At 50.8% G+C, this 23,773-nt stretch carries 26 protein-coding genes; 5 read left to right on the top strand and 21 right to left on the bottom strand.

What is annotated here, in order from left to right:
• The first annotated feature begins 4 nt into the window (after positions 1–4).
• Entirely contained in the window at positions 5–1,045 is a 1,041-nt protein-coding gene (locus R9X49_RS22310) for a DsbC family protein (RefSeq protein WP_319850462.1), read from the top strand.
• Between the two features lie 10 nt (positions 1,046–1,055).
• Positions 1,056–3,386 (top strand): F-type conjugative transfer protein TrbC, encoded by a 2,331-nt coding sequence (trbC, locus tag R9X49_RS22315; protein ID WP_319850464.1) that lies wholly within the window; start codon positions 1,056–1,058, stop codon positions 3,384–3,386.
• Positions 3,387–3,535: 149 nt separating this feature from the next.
• Here the strand turns inward: trbC and R9X49_RS22320 are convergent, their stop codons facing one another.
• The 3 genes from R9X49_RS22320 to mobA form a co-directional block, all read right to left on the bottom strand.
• Complete coding sequence (locus R9X49_RS22320; protein ID WP_319850465.1) at positions 3,536–3,796, bottom strand: hypothetical protein; 261 nt, start codon at positions 3,794–3,796, stop codon at positions 3,536–3,538.
• A gap of 108 nt (positions 3,797–3,904) precedes the next feature.
• The gene (gene traI, locus R9X49_RS22325; protein ID WP_319850466.1) at positions 3,905–5,836 is read right to left on the bottom strand and encodes a TraI/MobA(P) family conjugative relaxase; all 1,932 of its coding nucleotides are present in this window, start codon (positions 5,834–5,836) and stop codon (positions 3,905–3,907) included.
• The gene (gene mobA, locus R9X49_RS22330; RefSeq protein WP_043139551.1) at positions 5,837–6,181 is read right to left on the bottom strand and encodes a plasmid mobilization protein MobA; all 345 of its coding nucleotides are present in this window, start codon (positions 6,179–6,181) and stop codon (positions 5,837–5,839) included.
• A gap of 279 nt (positions 6,182–6,460) precedes the next feature.
• Here mobA and R9X49_RS22335 point away from each other — a divergent pair, with 279 nt between their 5' ends.
• Complete coding sequence (locus tag R9X49_RS22335; protein ID WP_319850467.1) at positions 6,461–6,784, top strand: molybdopterin-guanine dinucleotide biosynthesis protein MobC; 324 nt, start codon at positions 6,461–6,463, stop codon at positions 6,782–6,784.
• Positions 6,785–6,946: 162 nt separating this feature from the next.
• On the opposite strand, the gene R9X49_RS22340 is transcribed toward R9X49_RS22335, so the two are convergent.
• Positions 6,947–7,087, bottom strand: coding sequence for a hypothetical protein (locus R9X49_RS22340; RefSeq protein WP_319850468.1), 141 nt, complete (start codon positions 7,085–7,087; stop codon positions 6,947–6,949).
• A 248-nt stretch (positions 7,088–7,335) separates the two neighbouring features.
• On the bottom strand, positions 7,336–7,758 hold the full coding sequence (locus R9X49_RS22345; protein WP_319850469.1) for a hypothetical protein: 423 nt from the start codon (positions 7,756–7,758) through the stop codon (positions 7,336–7,338).
• 780 nt (positions 7,759–8,538) lie between these two features.
• On the opposite strand from R9X49_RS22345, the gene R9X49_RS22350 reads away from it, so the two are divergent.
• On the top strand, positions 8,539–8,919 hold the full coding sequence (locus tag R9X49_RS22350) for a hypothetical protein (RefSeq protein ID WP_413775909.1): 381 nt from the start codon (positions 8,539–8,541) through the stop codon (positions 8,917–8,919).
• 37 nt (positions 8,920–8,956) lie between these two features.
• Here the strand turns inward: R9X49_RS22350 and R9X49_RS22355 are convergent, their stop codons facing one another.
• From R9X49_RS22355 to R9X49_RS22400, 10 genes are all read right to left on the bottom strand, one after another.
• Positions 8,957–9,193: a hypothetical protein gene (locus tag R9X49_RS22355; protein WP_319850470.1), complete on the bottom strand. Its 237-nt coding sequence runs from the start codon at positions 9,191–9,193 to the stop codon at positions 8,957–8,959.
• A gap of 33 nt (positions 9,194–9,226) precedes the next feature.
• On the bottom strand, positions 9,227–9,490 hold the full coding sequence (locus R9X49_RS22360; RefSeq protein ID WP_319850471.1) for a hypothetical protein: 264 nt from the start codon (positions 9,488–9,490) through the stop codon (positions 9,227–9,229).
• A 487-nt stretch (positions 9,491–9,977) separates the two neighbouring features.
• On the bottom strand, positions 9,978–10,280 hold the full coding sequence (locus R9X49_RS22365; RefSeq protein WP_319850472.1) for a TrfB-related DNA-binding protein: 303 nt from the start codon (positions 10,278–10,280) through the stop codon (positions 9,978–9,980).
• Positions 10,281–10,435: 155 nt separating this feature from the next.
• The gene (locus tag R9X49_RS22370; RefSeq protein ID WP_319850473.1) at positions 10,436–11,524 is read right to left on the bottom strand and encodes a phosphoadenosine phosphosulfate reductase family protein; all 1,089 of its coding nucleotides are present in this window, start codon (positions 11,522–11,524) and stop codon (positions 10,436–10,438) included.
• Positions 11,524–12,039: a replication protein B gene (locus R9X49_RS22375; protein WP_319850474.1), complete on the bottom strand. Its 516-nt coding sequence runs from the start codon at positions 12,037–12,039 to the stop codon at positions 11,524–11,526. Before R9X49_RS22375 ends, R9X49_RS22370 begins: the two co-directional genes overlap by 1 nt.
• A gap of 35 nt (positions 12,040–12,074) precedes the next feature.
• Positions 12,075–12,416, bottom strand: a complete 342-nt coding sequence (locus tag R9X49_RS22380; protein ID WP_319850476.1) for a hypothetical protein — start codon at positions 12,414–12,416, stop codon at positions 12,075–12,077.
• Positions 12,417–12,895: 479 nt separating this feature from the next.
• Positions 12,896–13,063, bottom strand: coding sequence for a hypothetical protein (locus R9X49_RS22385; RefSeq protein WP_319850478.1), 168 nt, complete (start codon positions 13,061–13,063; stop codon positions 12,896–12,898).
• A 407-nt stretch (positions 13,064–13,470) separates the two neighbouring features.
• Positions 13,471–14,367 carry a DUF4942 domain-containing protein gene (locus R9X49_RS22390; protein WP_319850479.1) on the bottom strand — a complete coding sequence of 299 codons (897 nt, stop codon included), beginning with the start codon at positions 14,365–14,367 and terminating at the stop codon, positions 13,471–13,473.
• Between the two features lie 646 nt (positions 14,368–15,013).
• A complete protein-coding gene (locus tag R9X49_RS22395; protein WP_319850480.1) occupies positions 15,014–15,517 on the bottom strand; it encodes an antirestriction protein ArdA in 504 nt (167 codons plus the stop codon).
• A 573-nt stretch (positions 15,518–16,090) separates the two neighbouring features.
• Positions 16,091–17,323, bottom strand: coding sequence for a hypothetical protein (locus tag R9X49_RS22400; protein ID WP_319850481.1), 1,233 nt, complete (start codon positions 17,321–17,323; stop codon positions 16,091–16,093).
• Between the two features lie 395 nt (positions 17,324–17,718).
• On the opposite strand from R9X49_RS22400, the gene R9X49_RS22405 reads away from it, so the two are divergent.
• On the top strand, positions 17,719–18,222 hold the full coding sequence (locus R9X49_RS22405) for a hypothetical protein (RefSeq protein ID WP_319850482.1): 504 nt from the start codon (positions 17,719–17,721) through the stop codon (positions 18,220–18,222).
• A 44-nt stretch (positions 18,223–18,266) separates the two neighbouring features.
• On the opposite strand, the gene R9X49_RS22410 is transcribed toward R9X49_RS22405, so the two are convergent.
• From R9X49_RS22410 to R9X49_RS22435, 6 genes are all read right to left on the bottom strand, one after another.
• On the bottom strand, positions 18,267–19,055 hold the full coding sequence (locus R9X49_RS22410) for a hypothetical protein (protein WP_319850483.1): 789 nt from the start codon (positions 19,053–19,055) through the stop codon (positions 18,267–18,269).
• A gap of 298 nt (positions 19,056–19,353) precedes the next feature.
• Entirely contained in the window at positions 19,354–19,539 is a 186-nt protein-coding gene (locus R9X49_RS22415; protein WP_319850484.1) for a hypothetical protein, read from the bottom strand.
• On the bottom strand, positions 19,532–20,269 hold the full coding sequence (locus tag R9X49_RS22420) for a plasmid SOS inhibition protein A (RefSeq protein WP_319850485.1): 738 nt from the start codon (positions 20,267–20,269) through the stop codon (positions 19,532–19,534). Before R9X49_RS22420 ends, R9X49_RS22415 begins: the two co-directional genes overlap by 8 nt.
• Positions 20,266–20,709 carry a conjugation system SOS inhibitor PsiB family protein gene (locus R9X49_RS22425; RefSeq protein WP_319850486.1) on the bottom strand — a complete coding sequence of 148 codons (444 nt, stop codon included), beginning with the start codon at positions 20,707–20,709 and terminating at the stop codon, positions 20,266–20,268. Before R9X49_RS22425 ends, R9X49_RS22420 begins: the two co-directional genes overlap by 4 nt.
• Before the next feature lie 36 nt (positions 20,710–20,745).
• Positions 20,746–22,812 carry a ParB/RepB/Spo0J family partition protein gene (locus R9X49_RS22430; protein WP_319850487.1) on the bottom strand — a complete coding sequence of 689 codons (2,067 nt, stop codon included), beginning with the start codon at positions 22,810–22,812 and terminating at the stop codon, positions 20,746–20,748.
• A gap of 73 nt (positions 22,813–22,885) precedes the next feature.
• Entirely contained in the window at positions 22,886–23,242 is a 357-nt protein-coding gene (locus tag R9X49_RS22435) for a hypothetical protein (protein ID WP_319850488.1), read from the bottom strand.
• Positions 23,243–23,773 lie beyond the last annotated feature (531 nt).

Raw genomic sequence — 23,773 nt, forward strand, 5'->3', positions numbered from 1 at the left:
CCCCATGTCAGAACAAATCGTAAAACAAACAACTACCGAAATTCATGGACAACACCTGCAGGTTCGCCTTAACGGCCGCAGCCTGTTTAATCTCTCCGGCCCGATGAGTAATAGTTACCAGCTGACACTTGAGCTGGATAATGGGCAGCACACTATCTGGCTGCGTTACGCTTCTAAAGGGGCTGCCAAACTGTTCTCTTCAGATGATCAAAAGCTCGCTGAAAGTATTATGGACGCCACAGCCAATGCTCTGCAGAGCATGGCTATTAAAGAAAAACGCAAAGCTGGCTATAGCTGGTTGATTCCGGGGGCTATGGCTGTGTTTCTCGTCGGTGCATGGACCTCCTCGCTCTGGCATTCATCTTCTTCAGTCCAACCGCCGGTGTGGGTAATGCCCCCCCAGCCCCCGGCACTATCACTTGAATCAACACCAGTCGAATCACCGGCACCTGCGCTCGTAAAACCGTCGCCTGCTGTATCTGTTGGTTCCACTGTACCAACTCCAGCGGCAGAGCCTGGTTCGCTTTCAGCTGAGGAAGCAGCTGAAGCCCGTAATCTCCTGGCTACACGTCTGAAGAACGGTGCGGCAAAGCAGGAATTTACTATTCAGCTCTCATCTGGCCACCCACGAACGCTATACATTTTTGCCGATCCGGAATGCCCGAATTGCAAGATTTTTGAGCCGACCGTGCAGGCTTTCTCCTCGCAGTACAACATTGAAATTTTCCCGGTGACGCTGATAGGTAAAGCCCGAACAGCAGAACAAGTCGTCCCAATGCTGTGCGCGCCCGCAGATAAACGGGCGGATATGTGGCGCAGCCTTTTCGATATTGGCGCCGGCATGCTGAACCCGAATGCGAAATCTGATACGCCAGCCTCGAGTTGTGAAGCAGGGCAAAACGCCCTAGCCCGTAACGATATGGCTTTTGAACTCTACAAATTGCCTGGCACGCCGACCGTCATAACCGATGACGGGCGCCTGGTTCCATTACAAGCCATGACAAGCGATGCCGCGATGCAGGCTTTCATGAATAACGCGCAATGAGGGATATAAGATGGATCTAAAAAGTCGCCATGGGCCGTTAGAAAACAGGCTCGTTAGCCGGCAAGTACAGGGGCGCCTGGCAGAACGAATAATGCTTGCACCGTTCTCTGTACAGCTTTTCCTGGCGTGCTCACTTATCTTTGGTGTGGTATGGCCAGCCACACTTCTGCTGTCTTTGCCATTTAACATCATCCTGCTGGTCGCATTCAGCGATCAGCGTTTTAGATTACCCCTCCGAATACCGATGGATGTTGGAGGCTTCGACCTCTCCACTGAAAGAGAAGAAAGCTGGAATATCCCTTTTTTGAAACTCAATCTTCCCAAGATAATCGTGAAGAAAGCGAAAGGAGTCCTCTGTCTTGGCATAGGACGTGGCCGTGACCGCGGCAAAGAGTTGTGGCTTGAAAGCTCTGATGCTCTGAGGCACATGCAGATCATGGCCACAACTGGCGGCGGTAAAACTGAAACCCTCTACTCGCTGTACTTAAATGCGCTGTGCTGGGCACGGGGATGCTGTATTTCAGACGGTAAGGCGCAGATCGATCTCGCTGTGGCAACATGGTCAATGGCCAGACGTTTCGGGCAGGAGGACGACTGGCACGTACTTAATTTCATCACTGGCAATGACGACCGCTTCAAAAAACTGATGATCGGGGATAAATCCCGCCCTCAGTCCAATAGCACCAACCCGTTCGCCTATGGTAGTCCGACATTCATTATCCAGCTGATGGAGTCACTGTTGCCAGCGGGAAACGGCAGCGATGAAGGATGGAAGGATAAAGCCCGAGCCATGATGAATGCCCTGATCTACGCTCTGTGTTATAAGCGCGCGCGCGATAACACTATGCTGACTCAGGGCGTCATTCAGTCCTATCTGCCGCTTATAAAATTCGTCGGGCTGTATCGTGAAGCTCTTGAAGAGGGATGGCACGAAGAGGGCTATAAGCCCATGGAAAATTATCTGGCCAACCTAGCCGGCTTTGATATGAAACTCATCAACCGCCCCGGAGAATGGTCCCAGGGCGCGCTTGATCAGCATGGCTATCTCATCCAGCAGTTTACCCGCATGCTTAGTATGTTTAACGATACCTATGGCCACGTATTTCCCAAGAACGGCGGTGATATCGATATGCAGGATATCCTGCATAACGATCGTACCCTGGTAGTGCTTATTCCGGCGCTGGAGCTTTCTGATAACGAAGCAGCCACCCTGGGTAAGTTGTATATATCTGACATTAGGATGAACATCGCAAAGGACCTGGGTAACAAAATTGAAGGTTCCCCAGAACACACACTCACAGTGAAGAAATTCGCCAGTAAATTCCCGTTTATGCTCATCTGCGATGAAGTTGGTTACTATTTCGCACCAGGGCTGGAAAAACTTGCGGCCCAGATGCGAAGCCTCAAGTACATGCTGGTTATTCTGGCGCAGGACCTGCAGGCGATGATGCGTCACGGGAAAGAGGTTCATTCAGTTAATGCCAACCTCGGGACCAAACAGTTTATGAAAACTGAGGATACCGAAGATACGCTGAAGATGATCCGGGCTGTTGGCGGGACCGGGCAGTACGCTGAGCAGCGCACCATGAGCCGAACCGGCATGGGAGGCTACGAGGACGTAGACCGCGTTGAGTTCAGAGACAGGGATAACATCCAGTTGGATGAGCTTAAAGCACTCAAGGAAGGACAGGGCATCATTGTCTTCGAAGATCGCCAGGTACGTAGCAGTTCTATCTACATTCCTGACAACGAAAAGATTTCAAAGCTGAGCGTCAAAATTAACCGCTATGTTCCTTTACGGCGTCCTGACTTTAGTGATTTATGCAATGAAGTACCTGCAGCTGTGCGCCGGCGACCAGTCTCACAGGATCGAGTTTCTAATATTATCGATATCTGTCGCTCGACTTTACCAGGAGCATGGAATGGCCGCCTGAATGCTCGCTTAGCCGATAAGACGCTGATGGCCATAACCAGTGTGGCCACAGACCTCGATAACCGAGACGACCTTAATTTTACGCCAGAACAACGTGGCATTCTTTTATTCGAAACGGCTATTGAAGCCCTGGAGCAAACCGGTGGACGCTATTACTGGCTTAAAGAGCAGGAATCCATCCGTATTTCCAAAAAGCGAGTCGAGGAGGCGCACAGGAACAGTGTCGGCATTACGCTTCCTTCTACTTTACAAAGAGAGCCGGTACCGGACCAACCACCGCCGGTCGGTCAACATTTATCCCAACCAATTTCAGATAGAAACCTCGGTTATGACGACTGGTATCAGAACATTACTCAGCACGATTATAGTGACGATTTTACTCGTACCGCTGACGACACCAGGTACTGAATTACACATCACCACGGGGTTCTCTCCGGGGAAGAGTTAAGAATCCAATTAGCTATAATCAAAAAAGCCGGAAGGGTGCCCCCCTCCGGCTTTTTTTTCGTCTAGGTAATTAATGGTGTTGGCCTGAATTCACGGAATGAAAAGGGCACCTAACCAATCAGTGATTTATCTACATGAGATAAACTATCCTTGCTTAATAGCTCGAAGCGTTTGCCAAGAACGTCAAAGCGTTTCTCAATAGACAACTCCCATACTGGAGTGAGGATTTTCTGGCAGAAAAGCCCGGTATCAAACGCATCCTGCGCCACGGCAAAATACATAAAGCTGCCAGCCAGTGCATTGCTAATACGTGACACCTGGTCAGCTGTGCGGTAGCAAACCTTGTAATATGGAGCCAGAACATTTCTCATTGTCTCACCTCAGTAGCTTTGCATTAATGCGCAATCACAATCTCAGATTTACGTTATCTGCGTGTTTAAGTTTCTCATCCATTCGGAAACCGCATTCCTGACCTGGCGTTAGTTCTTAATATTGGGCTTAGGTGGTACATGTGGCCGCATATTTCCGCCGGCTAAATATGCATCATGCAGCGCTTCAGGTGAGACATAATAACCGGCAAGCTGGCGCTGAACAGGGTGCGTAAGCGGAACTGTTTTACCTGACGATGCGTTGAAATGCGGGATGTATTGAATGGTCCCGTTAACGAAGGATTTATCCCCTCTGATCTCCACTTTCTCTCCACTCTTCTCACCGCAGATGTGCAGCGCCATAGCGATGTTTTTACCCTTCTCTGCCGGTGCATCGGCAACCTCAATAAGCAAACCACGATCAAGCAATACAGGCTTACCACCGGAGTTATATACAACGGCACCGTCACGGTTAACCTGTGTTTCATAACCGCGGATTTGAGCAGGACGGATATCATCAGCAACAGAATTGAGAATGATGTTGCCAGAGATTGCTGCCGTGCGATTGTTGCGCTTCTCCCGATATGCCCAGCCACGAAGTTGCGAGATAGCAGCAGCGTCATGTTTGGTGGCCTGCATCTCTACCCATGCTCTATACGACAATGGTCGATAACCCGGCACCTCTTTAAGCGCTTTACGCTCTTCACGAATTTGCAAACGCAAAGCGGCCATATCTTTCATTTTTTCGACTTCCAGCGCGCGGAGCATCAACTTACGAAGCAGAGGATCACGCTGTGAAATTCGGACATTATTTTTCCGGATACGATAGCTTGCGGACAATTCTCGGAACCGATTTCTTAGGGTGTCGACGGAAATTCCAGGGCGAACAAACGCAGTTTTATATGCTTTATATCGCGCTATTAAATCCTGACGAGCTTCGGCGCGCTGAACACGGCGTTCAGAGCGGGCGCCCATATCACGACGATGAAGACGATCGTTGTACTGGGATTGAATATCTACCGTACTCAGCAAACGTTCTCTACCCACGTTATCAGTTTCACGATGAATCGTGGCAGGAATGAATTTACCGATCAATTCCTGCTGACTGTCCAGAGTAAGTTCTGGATGGAGATCGCTGGCTTTGATAGGTGCCTGGACATCACTCCCCATATCATAAATAGCCAGACCCTGACCTTTCGGACGTAACTCCAGTCCGGCTGAAACTAATACATTATGAACGTCATCCCAGGTGTAGTCAGGTTGAAGAAACACGCCATCAATTTTTCCGCGGCAATTATCTACGGCATAAGAAAACAGGCTTTCCGTATCACCAAAGTGCTCCAGCTGGCGCGCAGCTGAAGGTGCTGATTTATAGAAGCTGCGGTTACGAACGATCGCGCCGTCTTCGTTAACTTTGTAGGGACCATTATCATGTTTCCATCCGTTCTTCAGCTCGAGCTCACGGCAGCAGCGATCCAGGGTGAAGTGATCGTTATACAGTGATGCAGCTTTATAACTCACTGGGTTGATGCGGTTCACCGTCAGATGGCAATGCAAGTTATCAGTATCATCATGAATGGCGAAGACATACTGATGCCCTTCCATACCCATACGTTTCAGGCAATGGCGAGCCGAATCAAAAATCTGATCTGGCGTAGGTCGTTCTGATTCCGGCCAGGACAGAATGACATGATATACAGGGTCGTTACAGCGGGTGTTTTGCATGGCAACCATATCCATTTCCGTGGATGCCGTCGACAGAGAGAAGCAGTTGGTTTCACAAATGACTTTATCGCAACGCACCTGCTGGCGTCCGTCAGGGAAAGTTGCGATAACATCCTGTGAATCGGGTAGCGCATTACGCGTTGCATACCCTACCAGGTCGTTGAATATCTTATCCTCAGAGCGAGATTTTCGGACGAAGGGTTTTTCAGGCGATAGCGTTTCGCTCATCTCAACATCATCACGCAGGATGGTATATGAGACGAGTTGAACAAAACTGGATTTACCATCACGACGGCGCTCAGCCACTACCGCAAGCATCTAGTCCTCTGTATTGTTCAGGCTGTCAGCCCTGAATTTCATTAACGTCTTCTGCAACTGAGCCAGTGTCTCGGCAAACTGCTTACTCAGCTCTGGAGTCATCATTCCCTGCTTTTGCATCTCTGTATAAAGATGTTTTTGCAGGCCCCCCAGTTTCAAGATTTCATTCATCTGCCGGGTATCACCTTTTGCGACAATACGTCTTCCGAGAGCGGCTCGCCGCAAAAACTCACCTGTCGAGATGCCCGCAGCTTTAGCACTTTCCTGTATCTGTGCTTTCTCTTCAGGGTAACAACGAACACTGCCCAGCAGCGCTGATCGCTGGCGTCTTTCACTCTTACTCATTTTCAATTCCTGCACAGCCTGACAGGCGGAACGATTAATAGGGTGTCGGGACGGAGTCCTGACCAGGGCGTTTTGTGGGACCGTCTGCGTGCAGGCGGTGCTACAAAACATACCCTGTCCCACGTTTGCCACTAGTTTTGTGTTCATGAGTTGCAGTGTATTTGATTTCGGCGGTGCCGTCACTGGCTTACGCCATGAAAAACATGGATTTGCCACTCTGGCAGGCGAAAAGGTATAATTTTGGCTGAGTAATTTCGTTGTCTAGGAAGGAAGCGTTGAATGTCTGATAAAAAATGGTATAGCGAAGAAGATATTTCCCAAGCTAAAGATTCCCTTAGTGATCTACCGGATCTCTCAAAGAAACGGCTTACTAAAACTGATGTTCTTGAGCAGCTGCGTGACCAGATTATCGAGCTGTCAGAAAAAAAAGGTTATAGCATCGAAGATATACGGGATGCGCTTTCAACGGCAGGCATCCCAACTAGCGTGAAAGCAATTCGGGAAATATTGAATAGCAAAAAGAAACCTAAAAACCGTGTCAGCAGAACCAGAAAAAATGATCCATCTGAAAACACACCTGATCCAATGAATAAAACTGCCTGACCTAAACAGGGGAGCCCCTGGGGGCGGACGGGTGAAAGGTAAACGCTACGAATGTGGCGATTACCTTTCGGCGGGCGGGGGTGATCAGTTTGTTCAGGTTCAACACCTGAGCAAACTGAAAGGACCAAAATTTGGCGGGGAATTATCCCCACCACAAGAAGATTAATATTTTAGTTCCTTCATTTTTTCAGCCATTTCCCATAGTGCGCGATTCAGCTTTACGTCACCATCAATTCCATTAACTGGGCGGGTACGCGGGAATTTTCCTTTGGCTGTTTTCCCCCACACGCCGCCTTTCGTCATGTTCTCCTGAACGCGCTGGCCGGGCGAGTGTCTTTCATGGCAAAGGGGATTAGGGATGAGTTCATGAACTAAAAGAGAAACGCCAGTAAGAAGTGGTGGGCTATGCCCATTTCCTTTCGGGATCTGTCTTGCGGAAACTGCGGGGGCGACACAGGCAAACCCTGCTGTAAGCCCCTGCGCCGATGGTGGGCTATACGCCCGGCATATAGCCGGGCAGAGAGTTACCAGTCAAAGGTCGGAACACCTTTTTATTTTTGCTTTGCGTACACCTCCCGCTCTATCCGTTGAATAATTTCGCTATGTTTCATGCTTACGCGGTCACGAAAACGGAAGTAGCGACCACGGTAATAGGCGTAAATATCGGTCATGTCCTCCACGTGCATCTCTGCAAGTTTGAAAGACTGATCGTCTCCTTTTCCGTACCAGTCGATCGGTGGCATAGCCTCAAGCTGGTCGTTAAAAATTTCCGCTGTGATTTCTTCAACTGGCTTTCGTGCGGCTTCGCGGATCATTTCAATTGCTTCATTACGGGAAACCAGTACGTACTGTTCGTCCTGCATGTTAATAACATCCAGCGGCTGTTTACCGTAGCGAGTCACGAACTGTTTACCGTCGTGAATGGCTTCCTCAAAAAACAGCTGCCCTTTCGGGTAAAAAACCATATCGTCCATAACTTTCTCCTCGTTGGTTGCCTCCGGCTCCCTTCTGGCGTTTCCCTTTTATTTCCTTGTTCGGAAGCGGGGAGCCTGGGGCCGTGACTTCAGACCGCCCCGGCCGCCCGGGCCAAAAACAAGGGCGATGCAGGAAGCCGCAGCGCAAGCGACCGGAGGGAGTGCGAACGGGTGAGTGCAGCGGGCTTTAGCCTTACCTTGTTTATGGACCAGGACGGGGCAGCGTCTGTCACGGACCCAGGAGCACCGCAATGTGAGGTAAAAGGGAAACACCAGAAGAGCCGGGCTTTAGTCCGGCTTCCTTTGCGGCCGCAACGCGGCCAGTGAAAGCGGCGCTGCCGGTACGGCAGCTGCAAGCGTGGTTTTCAGGCATCGCTTGCTATCCGTAAGGACGGAGACGCATGCGGCTCCGCGGAGCGCGGTGGACATTCTGGCCACCACGCGGAGTGCAGGCGACGACCCGGCTACGACGGGGAGCCGAAGGGGCCAGAGCTTCGTCGTTAGACCTGCCTTTTTGTCTTTAAGATCATCTACCAGCTACCGTAGTAAAAATTCCCGCCCTTGCTCCATTCAGAAATTTGACAGTACTATGCTCCCAGCGGCCCTCCATCATTTCAGACAGATCGTAAAAATGAAGGCAAACGCAGTTCCGGAACGGGAAGTGTAAAACTGGATCAGAACCTGACGAGGAACTACGTCAGGAAATTTTGCGCAGATCTGACCAGGACAAATCAGTTGCAGCAGAGGTTGAGTTTGGACTTCCACTTTATGAAATGTGACTTGTTGAACTTACGAAACAAAAACTTTGCGAGACTTGTGATATCTGTAGATAGAAAACCCTTTTTTCAACTCCGAGATAACGTTAAAATAAGTGCAATTTTTGCACTTTTTGAGATTAAAAAAATGACCGGATGGGAACTAAAACTGTGGAGAAAAGGGATGTACTGGTCCAGAGAGAAAGCGGCGAGAGAGCTTGGGATCTGCCTTCGGACATTGCATGACTGGGAGAATGCTAAAGAAGTTTCACATCTCACAGAACTGGCCACCATCGCCTTGAGCACTAACCAATTACTGCCAGACTGGCGAAAGCACCCACGTAAACATCCGCGAGAATCTATGCTCACGATGCTTGAATCCCTGCATAAGATTGAAAAAAAATGAGCAGTGCCGCAGCACTGGCTCATATTACTCAATCATATTAGCATCGGCTAAAGTCCAAATTTCTCTCAAAATCGGTCAGAAAGCCCTCCTCAAACGTCCATGCTCGCCAATACAGCACCCCTTCTCTACGAATTTCAATTTGTTCGTCTCCATATTTAGTGACGTTAGAAACTCCTACGGTCGTGCCCTGCTTCAACATTGGTTCCCATTTAGCGATTAATTGCTTCGCTCTGGTTCTCACTTCACTTGTATTCACGGTGATCTCTTCATCCATCTGAAATGCCGCCCTGTCCGGACGGCAATTAAATCAGGCGCAAGCCCTTTTCAGCTCCAGTGACCGTAACACATGACCCAGCTCGCTCATCTGCATGGCGGGAATTCTTACGGGTTGCCCTTTACTACACCGCCGAGCAATGTCGTCCCCGCGATCGAGCATTTTTGGATCCAGTTCACTGGGCGCTATCTCATCGCGAATAAAGCGAACTTGTTTACGCGGCGTCTGGCATTCTTCCGCCATCAGCTTTACATACACAACAGTTGGTGTAATGATTGATCTCTCATGATGTTGCATGGGTTTGTCTCCATGTAGTTTTGATGAATGCCGGTCTAGCTTTCTCAGGGGTAAACCGGCATGAGAAGCAGGGGAAACCCTGCTTTTTTTATTTCTGATTGTTCAGAAACAAGCTCAATAATCTCCAACTAACACAGCTAAAATCATTTAACTAACAGAATTAAGGGTAGCTTATACAAGCCAAAAAGTAAACATTTAGTAAAATTAAATGATACTTTTATTCAGGCTTTGAATGATGTTTGCAGCGGGCAATAGCTCTTTTTAGAGCATGGCAAGGGATATGCAACTAGAGGTTACGTCAATAGGAATTGTCATTTGAGGTCTGATGCCAATCATTGGCCGATGACGTCATTCTCCCAATCTCTGCCAGGCCGACTACGGCAAAGTTCAGGAATTAATGTGTTGTGCTCAAGAGGACAAGCAGAGGTCGAACATGATCTTATTAAAAAGGCAGCAACGAATTGCTGCTGACAAATAACCGAGCGGTTTACTTACTATTCAAACTATACTTGCTCGCCATCTTTCTAACTTCTTTCGCCTCTTCCCTGGGAAGCCAGACCGACACGAATTCCATGTCGGGTTCCGAATTAACTTCTTCAAAAAGCTTCCGTACACGCACGATAGCAGCGTTAACTGTCTGCTTACTTCTGTCATATGTTGCACAGACATCAACTTGTTTGCGCCCATCAACTAAAACATCATGAGCAATATCGATCGTCACCTTGCTGCATTTTCCTAGTGAAGGCAGCAGGCGATCCCACTCGTCCCTTGAGATTCTTTCTATGGCCATATATTTTCTCACAATCTGCAATCTAGCGAATATGAACGCTGATAAATAAGGGTAATACGGCAAACAGTATAGCGAGCAAAGCTAAAAGTCAACTTTAAGTATCATCACTAGATATGGTCAGATTAATTAACATGCCATTTGAATTAGCATGTTAATTACGTTGGACCACACCCTGTTTTCTTGTACGCCCCGGATGGAAGTTGCCACTTATCTGGAGACGTTAGAACAGGAAGCAAATACTCACGACGAACGGCCTGCACAAGCGCCTCACCGTCATCAATATCGAGCGGTTTAGCTTTTACTGATAACTCTCGGACGGAAATACGATTACGACTACGACTAATTGTCGTACCAAACCGCTCTTCATAACCCATGATGTCATCGACACTGCCTGGGAAATAATGCCGCAGCGTTGCCCACAGCACCGCATCAATGAATATGCATTTCATGCACGACGATCGATCCCAGCCAAGTCGGTATGGCACAGGGGCCAGAACACCGTACCGCTGCAACACCTCCCACACGCGTTCTTCTGACCAGTCAAGCACAGGACGCCATGCGTCAACCAAACGGGACTTTCTTCCGGAACGGCGATCGCATGCATGCGGTTCTAACTGGTTATATCTACCGCGGTTCATACTTTCTTCACGACGTTCACCTGTAATAAAGAGCACTCGCTGACCATCGAAACGGCTTTGATTGTTGAGCGCGCGTCTGCCAACATCAATTTTCAGCGCAGAACTGCACCAACGGGTTTGTAAATTGGACGATTTCTGAGGAAACTTTAAACGTGTCCCTGGCTTCGCTCTCATTGTGTCACGTGGCAATACCAGTAGCCCTTCAGGGGTCTGCACATGATGCGGCCGACTGTATGCATTTTCCTTCAGCATCTCCCCTTCAAATCCCCCTTCCAGCCAGGAAAAATAAATAGGTAGTCCGAACGTCTGCGCCAGCTTTGTGTTGTAGTCAGCCATGAACGGCCAGTCCATCAGCGTAGAACCTTCTCTGCCGTCTACATCATGATGCCAGAGCTCAACCCGTGCCAGATTAACGCCCAGATCAATCAGGTGCAGCAGACAGGCTATCGAATCTTTCCCGCCGGACATGCAGATGATAATGCTATCGTAGCTATCCAGGTCGATGACCGGCGCAGAAAAAAACGCCCTCGCTGCAGGAATCGTGTCGCAGGATAGCAGTTGCTTACGCAGGCCAGGGATGATTTTATTGTCATCATAGCTATGCATCACACGTTCTCCAGTTCAGCCAGATAGTTTTCTGCCCGGACAGTTGCCAGGATTACTGGCATATCCGCAAACAACGAGCACAGCTCATCTAATGCCGTGATAATGGCCTTTCTCAGTTCGCTGTCTTCTTTGTCAATACTGGAGATTGGCAGCTGAAATTCCTTATCAGACAGCCCTGCATGCCGATACAGCGTCCGGCGTTCACTGACCCGCAAGCAAGTCAAGAACGTCATCAGTCTGCTGAACGCCCTCCTGCTTTTTGAGAACGCCCCTCGCAGCTCGTCAAGCGATTGCACGATTTGTTCGCGCTCTGCCATAGACATGGCATCGAATTCCATCGCGGTATGGTGCATTTTAAGCCCTGCATGAAAACAGACCGTAACTCGATAACGCGGGAGCAGCTGGTCGTAATAATCCCGCGTTTCGCTGTAACGATTATCCGCGAAATGCTTGCCGATCACATTTCGCAGGCCAACTGGCAGATTGTTGATGGTATTTACAGTGAAAGCAGTCATCTCAGAACCCCTCGTCAACTGAATTATTAGGTCGGCTAATCGTGATGCGGGCAAGGTTCGCCGCGGTCGTTCTGGCACGTCTCACAAGTAGATGTGTCGTAGCAGGATGCTGCAAACCCCCATCCCTCTAACCATGCGCTGACCAATTCAGGAACGTCAGTTAACATATGTGGCGGTTCAGTCTCACCTAAACTGAAATCGCGGTACCCTGCAGCTTGCGCCTCAATCACCGCTTCAAGCTCTTCGCTATCAGCTTTTCGCTCATCGATAACGCGCATTACGGCCGCCTTACCCCATTGAATTCGGATACCCAACCCCCGCATCGGCGGTAGCTCACTCAGTTGGCCATAGTTAAAATTTGCGCTCTGTGTATTCATGCTGCTATTCCTTAGTGCTGTCCCTATTACCGCGCCTGGGTTTTAGTACCGCCAGGCGCCGAAAATTCATCTAACTAACTGTATTAATTATAGATTACCCACCTAAAAAAGTCCATTTTTAGTATCATCCATAGAGACTATTTGTGATTTTTATTAGCCAATTGCGATACATCAGGGACGTGAGCAGTGCGCAACGTCCCCCACAAATGCGCGCAGCGCATAACAGGCGGAAATGTCGCTAAAAATGACTCCAAGGGTTATTCCGCCGGAAGCCCAGCGAAGCTGGTTACAGGCTCATATACCGCCCCGCGCCGACCCTCACCCTGCCAAGCCCAGCTGACGTTCAGGCGACACATAGCCCCACATTGGCTCGCCGAAGGCGTCCGGTTGATTCGGGCTGGCTGGCGCTCGCGACAGCCAGGGCGTGATTTACCGGATGCTGTGATGGCCTGCGGCCAGCACATGCAAGCCAGCTCCCCTTATTCACAGCGGGTATTGATGATCGACACACGATATCTAACGAAGCGGGTTATCTCTGGCGGGATAGCAGGCGAGTGTTCCTTAGCGACCGGCAGGCTGTATCGACGGTCAGTGAGAGCGGCGCTGGCGTACGCCAGCTGCATAGCGGGGATGTTGACGTTCGCCATCTGGTAGTAGCCGGCAGGCCCGAAACCCGCTTGCGGGGTTCGGCGGAGATTAGCCGGTGCGCAGCAGCGGGTTAGCGGAGTTGGCAGACGACCCGCTTTGCGGGAAGCCGAAGGGGGCCATGGTTCTCATGTGTTTTCATCACGCATTGATCAGCAGCGCGCAGATATTCCGCAGAATAAGACACAGCAGAGATAACGGTATGACAAACAGGCAGTATTGTTACTGACCTTTGTGGAGGTTGAGACGCTGAACTGGCACGGCCGGCGCCGAAGGCGCCGCTCGTGCTTGCGCAGCAGAAGGTGTTTGCGGCGCTGAGAATAGCCCCTATGCAGACAAGAGCACGCTTTTTCGTTGTAACGTAAAGGCTGGCATTCCATGCACCCCTGCCAGCCTTAAGCGATAGTTCTTATGCAGCAGGCAACGCCTGCGGGTAATGGCTGCTTAACACATCATTCATCATGTCGACCAGTTCCGGCCGCAAAAAGGTGACATGGCCAGAACCTTTTTTGAAATAGCGCACACTAAAATACTCGCATTCAAAACGCTCACCATCAAAGCCGTGCTTTCTCACGTAGTCACTGAATCCGACGCCGGCACCGTCGCGAAAATCGGGTACCGGCTTTTTGTCCAACAGGCAGAATGCCTTCTCTAAATCATCGATACGCGCCTGTGCGCCTGTGCGAACAGATGCCCCCCAACGCTGAACATCCAGTAATGAGTTCATAATGATTTTTTTGCCAAACATGCGCGGATTATTGGTTTTATAATCCCATGACAGCTTTTCAAACAGTGACAGAATGCCTTTTTCGACCATCAGCGACGATTCGGCGCGGAGCTGCTTGAATGATGCCAGTACGTTGTCCAGCGTCGCTTCTGGCATGTTGTCGGTATACAGGGACGAATGCCACTCACTGCGCTGATCGCTGTTCATGAGTGTTAACATCCCGGTGTCTTTCATCAGCTTCTGCCAGAGCTTCCGATCGACTTCCCGTTTCACATTTTTCATCCAAATTTCTGGCCGATCGCAATACTGCACGCTCTTTTCAATCACAGAGGCGAATGACATCGCACCGCCATACTCACACCCCGCCGCATTAAATTCCCCCAACGCTTCCACTAATGCAGACATAGCGGTTTCAACCGCCCCTAGCCCCGCCTGCCGGTGAGCGATGATCTTGTCTATGGCCACTGACGGAATTACCCCCTGTCCTGACTGCGTATCGATGCCGATGTCAGATACGATGTCGTGAAATGATGTTTCTGTAGGCTTCGCCGTCGCGCCGTTGATGTGTTGTTGCAACATGTTGTAATTCCCCCTGTTGGATTAAATAGATGTCTCTGTGAGTATTCGCGTCGCAAACGGGGGAACAGCACGGCGGTGAGCGCTGACAAGGGCGCGCAGCGGCATCGCTTCCCTTGTCAGCATAGAGAGACGACGTGGTGGGATACCTGCGACGTGAATCCCACGGGACATCAACCAACAAGGGAACGATGCGCAACCAGGCACGGCGCAGCGAGAGCAAACGGCGTGCCGCCTTAGTGACCGGCAGTGTTATCGCCGGTCAGTGAAAGCGGCGCTGGCGAATGCCAGCTGCAAGCATAAGGGGTTGCGTCAGGATGGAAACCCGCTGACCCGAAGGGTCCGGGCAGAGACAGCTTGCTGGCTCGGTGCGCAGCATGACAGCCGACCGGACGCCCAAGCCACTAACACTGTCAAACGTATAGAGACATAAACCAGGAAAGGAAGAAGCCAGAGGCATAAGCAGAAGGAAATGAAAACGTTACAGCAATGGCAACACAGCCCACTTCGCTGGCTCCGGAGCTGGACGTGTACGGCCGGCGCCGCAGGCGCCGGCCGTACACGCGTAGCGGAAGGTGTTGACGGCGCCGAGACTGACGCATGACCTCCCGATAGCGGTATCCTGCCCCGCAAAGCGGGGCTTACTCGACTATCGCGAGAACACGAACCCATTGCACCATGTCAGCCCATTCAGGAAGAGATCGCGCCCGAACGACTCATAGTCAAAATAAATCTTCAGGGATTCCGGCATACTATCCAGCAAGCCATTATCCTGAACGTAATCATAGGCGTAATCCTCTTCGCTGCCCGCCTCCCCTATGTAGGCCTCCTCAAACTCGCTGTAGTCCGTTCGGCCGGAGTAATCAGCCCACTCGACATACGCCGCCTGTTGCTGATTCTTGCTGGCCTCGTTGTATCCGTCGATAAAATCCCAGTCGATCGACGACTCCGAGGCAAACCGTTCAGGTATCCCCTCATAGTCCTGAAACATGAATTCCGGATCAGACTCATCGGCATGCAGCGCTCTGCACGCTTCATAGAATTCATCTTCATCGCTGTAATCGTCCAGATCCAGCCACTGGCCGGCGATGCTGCCACAGTTGTATTTGTGATAAGTGCCAACATAAACGGACGGTGATGTAAAATTGCTCATAGTATCCTCGCGGTGTCATAGAAATCGAAACCGGCTTACGCCGTGCCGATACGACAAGCCCGACGGTCAGTGGATAATTCAAGGGCAGCAACGAGGCCGCAGCGCAGCGGGGGCGGGCCGGGATTTGCACGGTGAGAACGCGAATATTGAGCGGGCGAACGACGGGAAAATAACGGCACGAACACGCGAGAACGGGCGAAGTTGCTGGCTCCGCCCTCCCTTGAATTATCCACAGTCGGGCTACAGTAGCGGCACGGCGTTAGCCGTCACGACACCGCACTACCAGAGTTGTTTTTTACCCCTCCCGTTTCTGTTCGACAGAACGGGAACGGCATAAAAGCAAAGGGAACGGCACGTCAGCGAGGAAGCCAGGTGAGCGATATGCTTATGACGCACTGGCTGGCAAGTTCATGCTGGATCTTAGTGACCGACTTCCTTATTCCGGCCTAGCAACCGCTGACTTTCGGATTTTGCGGCGGCTGAGGCAGCGTAACACTGCCCCAGCGAGGTGGGATTTAACGAATTTCGTTCAGCAGGTCAGGATGACGGTCATAGGTTATTTATGATGATCAGTTACCGATTGTCTGGCACCGTTAGGATCGCGTCTGCCAGAGCCTCAGCCAAACCAAAATTCCCATTGAGCATAGCGTCATTCATATCTCTGAGATTTTCCTCACGGTCGGGAAAATCGGTTGTTTCGTTATTCGCTTCGTATACCAGTTTTTCTAACGCGCTATTTGTACCGGCTCTGACAGTATTCTGAGCGTTGATGATCTCATTAGCCTGTAACGCTGCGACAGAAAAGTCGCCGTTAATCAGCGTTTTTTCGAGCAGTTGCATGGCGATGTCTCGGTTCGGATAAAACCAATATTCCGCGTGAACTCGCGCAATCAGCGTGTTCAGATACTCCGATCTGCCTGCGGCCAGATTGTCCTGAAACTCTATAATTTCCGTCGCTTGAGCACGTAGCAGTGAATGATCGCCGTTTTGCATCGATTTAAACATACGGCCAATTTTTCGCGCTTTCTCTGGGAAATCAATCGGAGATTCCAGTACCTGCCTGATCATGGACTGCAACGCCTCCGGCAATCCCAGCAACAACAGTATGTCATCTGCGGACGCTCTGCCCCACGTTCCGTGAGGCGTTACACTCAGATTGAATTTAGAACAGTGGTTTTCGGTTCTCGGACGATCTGAATTAACGTTATAGGTAACGGTATAATCCGTTGATTTGTCGGTGCTGCGAACAGGGTCGAGACGTGTGACATTAATAGCCAGATGATTCATGACCATCACGCGCTCGACTTCCTGATGTAGTTGGGTTTTATCATGCAGCGGAAACCACAGGTTACTATTGCTGCCACTGAGAAGATCATGACTGCAAAAATGGAACCCTACGCCGTTATCAAGTTCGCTGACAATCAGTGTGCAGGTTTCACGAACGGGCGTTTCCGGTGCCATTACCTCCAACCAATACCCCCAATCGTCAGCATTTACGGTCACTGCCGATGCAGTCATATTTTGGAGCATGTCCAGCGCTACTCCGCCCAGTTCTCCTGCATGTTGCAGGCCATGCATACGCTTGGCGATTGTGTACACGCGGGAACACGCGGCATTGAATTCGGGACTATTGTTTTTTTCCAGCAGGCCGAGCCGGATTTTAGAGGCCAAAGCAGCCAGTTCCCCTTCATAATTTGCCAGCTCTAAATGCAAGCCAGTTTTGCCATTCTGTGGTTTGGTTTTCAGCCCACATCTCTCCGAGGGCTCTGGCGTGGCGGTTTTGACGTTGACGTTTTGTGTGTTCATCCTACATTACTCCTCATCTGGGTGAATTCCCATCTCTCGTCGGGACTGTCGCGGCAAAGGGCCAAGTAGCTCCAGCCGGACAAAAAATCCAGGGCGCGCTAGCGGCTTTGCATTACCTGGATTCTTTTGGCTGGATTGTGCTACGCCCAGCCCTCCGCGCCAGTTCTGACGGGAGTGGAAACAGATGAGCAGGATGAACACACCCGACGCGACGGAACGGCGTGGCGTCCTTAGCGACCGGCAGCCTTATCGCCGGTCAGTGAAAGCGCAGCTGGCGTAGCCAGGTGAAAGCGCTGGGGGTTGCGTCATGGGATGGAAACCCGCTGCCCCGCAGGGGCCGGGACGAGACAGCTTGCTGGCTCGGTGCGCAGCATAACAGCCCGCCCGGACGCCCAGTGTCAGAAAAGAATCACGCAGGAAAACAGGGACAGAATCAGGAAACCGGTACATTGGAAGATGATAGAATTGAGGCATGTATAACGCTGGCAGGAAAAATATCAATGACCCCAACACATACTCATGTCGTCATCGGAGCTGAACACCCCACGATCGGCTACCTGTATCTGGATTGCATACCTGAAAGCTCAGTCGGTTACGTAGACATCTATGAAGTCACAGATCGTCTAACGTACTGCGAAATACGTAAAGCAGGCTGGAGAGAGCATGAGCCGACATGCGACGGCCAGGCCTGGGAAGAATGGAGTATATTGAATCACCTGAGCCGAATTTACTGGAGTGATAACGACAACATACGCAGCCTTTGCAAGAAGCACGGCGTAGAAATCAGCGCATTAAGAGATTGGAGTTTCAAAGAGGCCATCTGGAGAGATATCCCTGTACTCGCTGAATGGAATTCCGCCCATACAATATATAGCGCCAGCTCACTGGTTGAAGCCTGAGAGAAAGACAGGCCGCGGCGGCGTTGCCGCAGCAGCCCGTCTTTTTAGGCATTGCCGCCCTGCGCTCTATCCGTATAACGAATCCACTCAGCGCACACGGCATCCTCTGTATCGAAAATCATGGTCAATATCCAACCGCTCCCCGCAGGCGGTTCGGGATTCCAATGCAGCGCAGGGAATTCGGCGCTCTCACCATAGGCACACCCTTCACAGAATACATCGCTCATGTACGTGAATTTCGTTTCCATCCCGCGAGCGCCGTACCACTCCGCATATTGTTCGGCTGTACCGCCAATTTCATCGAAAGGCGTCGTTAGACGATCGGGATGACGCCAGCAGCCGTCTTTATCACGCACAGGCAAGACTGGAACGATTCTTTTTGCTTTTTCTGCACACACAGAGCAAACACCGCTGCCAGCCTTTCTATCTAGTGAATCCCAATGGCAAGGCCTACCTGTAGTGTTGTCGATGCATGCATGATCATCTGTACAACCACAAACCGTACATGTGGCCTTGTTGAGAACTTGGCTAATACGGGTTAATAGCGCAGCATCTTGTTCTGAACATTCTATGTCTCTCTCCGACACAGAAATACCGAACAACTTGCGCGTATCAGCAATGCATTCGTTCCACGTTAGTAGAACGTAATCCACAGCATCCCCCTCTGGGAATGTGTTAAGCAGCTCGAATGCCGCTTCCCTGGTAAACTCATTTGGCAGCACTGGCGGGGCTGTCAGCTGGTTTTCGAGTTCACGAACACGGTGTTCTAACCGCTCATTCTGAGATGCCAACAATGCCAACGCATCCTCGCGATTTCTAAATTTTCGCGTCATATTTTTCACCAATCTAACGTAATATCGGTTTCTTCGACTCTCTGAATAATTGCATTCAGCGTCACGATTATGTTTGTTGATACGACTCGGCGGTAATTACTCCCCACCTCTCCCCAGTTGCGCTTACCTTTTCTGGGCGTAAATAAACGTTCCCAGTAGCCGCCGTGCGTGGTTTGCCGATATTTCACCCCATCAATGCTGACACTGTGATTTACCGTCCCGCCCCGTTTGCTGTGTATACTGACAACTACCGACTGACCGGCATGAATAAAGCAAATTTGATGCATGAGAGCTGGCCTTATTCGTCATCAGTACACAAGAGAGTCATCTCATCGATGCACGTCCTTACGCTGTCAGCTAACTCCTCCAGTCGCGCCAGCATTTCGGGATCATAGTCAGCCCACGGTGCAGCCATCGACTCTACCTTGCTGTGCATGACATCGAGGCTACGGCGCTGATTAGCAGCCAGATTGCGCTTACTCATGACTCCCCCCTCCGTGCTGTACACCCAGCTTGTTCGGGACGAACAGGGATTCGGCGGCCTTAAGAAACGGCGTTCTTTCAGTAGACATCCGGCTTGCTTCGCAGATGACATACCAGAGCGGCTCTTTCATCCAGCGGAGCTGCTTCAGCTCTCGCAATGAAGGGAACCGCGACATCCAACGCCAAAAATGAACTTCGAGTTGGTCAGAAAACAATTCCTCTTGCCAGCGGTCATACCAAGACTTAATGGTGTCCGGTGTCTGGAAATTGAGGTCAATAACAGCACGGTCAACAAGATTCAGGTGCAACAGGGTTTTCTGTAGCGTCTGCTTGCTCTGCATCCGTTCGCGCTTGCTGTATGACAGATCAGCGCGTTTCTCATGTCTCTGCCGATTCTTAAAGCACACTTCAGGGAACAGCTGATCTCTCACCGAGCCGCTTAACGGATTTGGACAACACTGCCCGCCCGAGCTGATGAGAGCATCAAATGCCCGTTCTGTGTCTTTGAGATTGACTTTGCGATCTGTTGGGTCGATATAAAAACCGGTTTTCCACATCTCAGAACGGCGCGGGCGGCTCTTTCCGGTCAGCGCACGGAAGAAAGCGCGCGCGTGCGGGTAATCAGATAATCGCTTTCCATCCTCTTTTCGCTGCTCTACTTCGACAATCGCCGCCAACGCCGCTTGCCTTTGCGGTGACAGTGTCACGATAGATAAGTGAGACGGGATCATACGGCAGCCCCCTGTTTTCTCATCATCATGATCACTTCATCGCGTGATGATGCGCCCGCGATAACACATTCATGCAAATGCAATAACACGTCATTCAGGATGGCAGGCTCAAACTGTTCCCGCATGTAAACCCATACCGTACTTTCCGCATCCGGCTTTATGTATGCCGACCACAGCGGTATATCGTCATTTCCGCTGCACACGTTCACAATCAGATCATCTACTTGCGCGTGTGCCAAATGCAGGTGAACGGGCGAACATCCTCCGAATTCCCCACGCAACTCAGCTTCACAGCGCCAGTATTCTGGCAACGGCAGATGTTTAATAACCGCATTACTCAGGCGGTGACGGTAGTCTTCACCACGCTCGGCATACTGCTCATACTCGGAGCCACTCATCTGAATGAGGGTTAACAGGGTTAATTCTTGCTCTTTTGTCATGTGTTAACCGCCGCCCTTACGGGCGGCGTCTCCGTATCAGGCAGCGAGGGCGGCGATGGTTGGCTGGGTATCCGCTTGTTCAGCGACGTCTGTCGCATCAGCGGTTTGCAGGATTTCAGGTTCCTGCGGCGCGGTGTCACGCAGCAGACAGGCAGGCAACCAGTCTGTTTTGGCGATCTCGTTTTCTGCCAGCTCGGCCGCATCACTCTTTTTCATTTTGAGCGCGGAGTCTGCGAACGCTGGCAAAGCGGCATCACGTAAATCATCAGCGATCTGGTCTTTGCCCATACGCCCGAAATAGTTCGCTTTGGTCGGTTGCCACCAATCTGCGATGTTGAAATCAATCGCCGACTCGATACGTTCCAGCTTACCGCCGATTTTCCCGCCACGATCTGCTTGATGCTGTACACCGTCCAGCGAACCCGCCATGCAATAGGCCAGCAGTGCCAGTTGGCGTTCTTGCGTCCAGTCCATGAGCCATGCAAAATCGGCTTTCCAATCATCAGGGAAAGCAGCCATCCATTTACTGTGCATGTCATTCAGTGCCAACACAGCTTTACTTTCTATTGCATCATAGGCATTGGATATCAGGCTGTTACGATTGACATTCACGGAGCCGCCCAACGTCTTTGAATGGTACGGAGTGTCACCAAACACCGTTTTAATGGTGTCATGCAGCATCGCAGCGATAACAACGTCAGGGCGCTGTGACAGCGCGGCCTGCACGGCTAATGTGCGCTCAGATGACAGGCTGCAAATCAGCTTCGCCGACAAACCCTTTTTAGCGGGTTGCTGCGTGGTGTTTTGCTGCTCGTTACTGTCATTTTCATCATTCTCAGAGCCGGATTGAGACTTGATATCTTTCTGCGCAACGACGAACTGAAATTTGATTTCCCCGTCATCGAGATACGCAATCACGCCGCCATGCTGGCGCTGTTCGTCTGTCCAGACAGCACGCGCTGCCAGCGCTTCATCACTGAATGCCTCAAGTTGAGTATTCAGCGCAGCGATTTGCTTTTCAGTTTCCCAAACTTCATCGGAATCGGTCATATTCGCCAGATACAATTCCGCCTCATTCAGCTCTGCCTGCAACCGTTCTTCTTCTTTTTCTTCGGCTTCGGTTAATTCGCTGCCGTGAGGGTAAATCTGCGTGAATTCATCATCCCAATGCGGAACTGCATTAAATCGCCCCTGCCCCCATTTCCAGCCGTCACGCGCTGCGGTTTCAGTCGCGGCTTTATTGAGGGCGTCTAATGCCAGCGTATCCAACAGCACAGCATCGGAGAGGAAACCGCTCTCAGAGAACAGATCATTACGGATAGCGCCGCCTGCGGCCTCATACGCTTCCTTACCGACGATAGCAAGACGAGGGTTACCATCGGCTTTCACTTCGCCTTTCAGTGCAGCTTGACGCAATAAATGAGGCTGACGGTCATATGCACTACGACTGGCATTTTCCCAGACTTGCAGTTGGCGTTCAGTGTCGTCAGTAGACGCCAGCGCGTGTAGCTGATCGATGTCGATCTTGTCTTCTGCCAACTGCTCCAGCAGCTCAGGGTGCATCACTGACAGTTTCAGCATTTTCTGGACGTGCTTTGTCGGGTATCCCATGAATGCCCCGATTTCCTGCGCGCTTTTGCCCTCATCGCGCTCGTCGGCGAATGCTGAGATTTGGTCAAACGGGTGCATGTCGTGACGCTTGGCGTTTTCCATGTAGGAAATCCGTTTTGCGATTTTTTCAGGGACAATCAGCGCGGGTACAGCGTAATCCGCGCTGATTCGCCCTGACTCCCGCAACAGTTCCAACGCACTGAATCGCCCCTGCCCTGCGGCAACGCCGTGTTTCCCGTCTTCTGTAACGTGTACTGCTAGGTTTTGAATAACGCCGGCTGATAAAATACTTTCGGCCAGATCTTCAATTTGAGCCTGTGTGTGCTTCTTTTTACGCACATTCAGCTCAGAGCGAACCAGCGAACTCAACGGCAGCATGACGCGCTCAGCGTTTGCCAGCGCTGCTTCAACGGCCTGTTCGGCAGCGGTTTTTTTGGCGCTTTTAGTTTTTTGACCCTTTTGGACAGATACTTTAGACTGTGTAACGGACATGATTGACTCCTGTTCAGTTATGATTGTCGGTCATTCGGGGGGTTCCAGCCCCCGAATGACACCTTTACTACGTTCAGTGCTTAACGATTTCCTTTGGGATCGCGACACGAGCAGGCATCACAGTTTCATCCGCCAATCGCCCTTCCCGCACCTCCCCAAATCCATCCAGCACAGTAAGCACTGATGGATCGGCATTTGGCACCATGACCCAGCTGTTACCGATTTCTTCATCGGCTGCTGCCACTGGCCATCCGTCTAACACCCATACGCTAATCGCATCAATGCAATTGATTGAAAATTGCTCTGCGTCTTTTGACACCTCCTGTTCTGCTGGTTTAATGGATACGATCCCGTGATACATCACGTATGAAGCCAGATCGAAAATTTGGTCGTCCGTCAGCTGCGCTGCGTTGACTTGTTGTGTTTTCATACTGCTATTTCCCCTAGTGCTGGCACTATGCAGCGACCGGATTTTTATCACCTCCAGACACTGCAAAAATTCATCTAACTAACTGTATTAATTATAGAATAACCAAAATGAAAAGTCCATTTATAGTCACATTTATAAGGACTTTTTTCCTATTTTTCTTAGCCTCTTCGCTCACTTTAGGGGCGTGAGCAGTGCGCAACGTTCCCCACAAATGCGCGCAGCGCATGACAGGCGGAAATGTCGCTAAAAATGACTCCAAGGGTTATCCCGCCGGAAGCCCAGCGAAGCTGGTTACAGGCTCATATACCGCCCCGCGCCGACCCTCACCCTGCCAAGCCCAGCTGACGTTCAGGCGACACATAGCCCCACATTGGCTCGCCGAAGGCGTCCGGTTGATTCGGGCTGGCTGGCGCTCGCGACAGCCAGGGCGTGATTTACCGGATGCTGTGATGGCCTGCGGCCAGCACATGCAAGCCAGCTCCCCTTATTCACAGCGGGTATTGATGATCGACACACGATATCTAACGAAGC

The sequence above is a fragment of the Pectobacterium carotovorum genome, from assembly GCF_033898505.1.
GTDB lineage: Bacteria > Pseudomonadota > Gammaproteobacteria > Enterobacterales > Enterobacteriaceae > Pectobacterium > Pectobacterium carotovorum_J.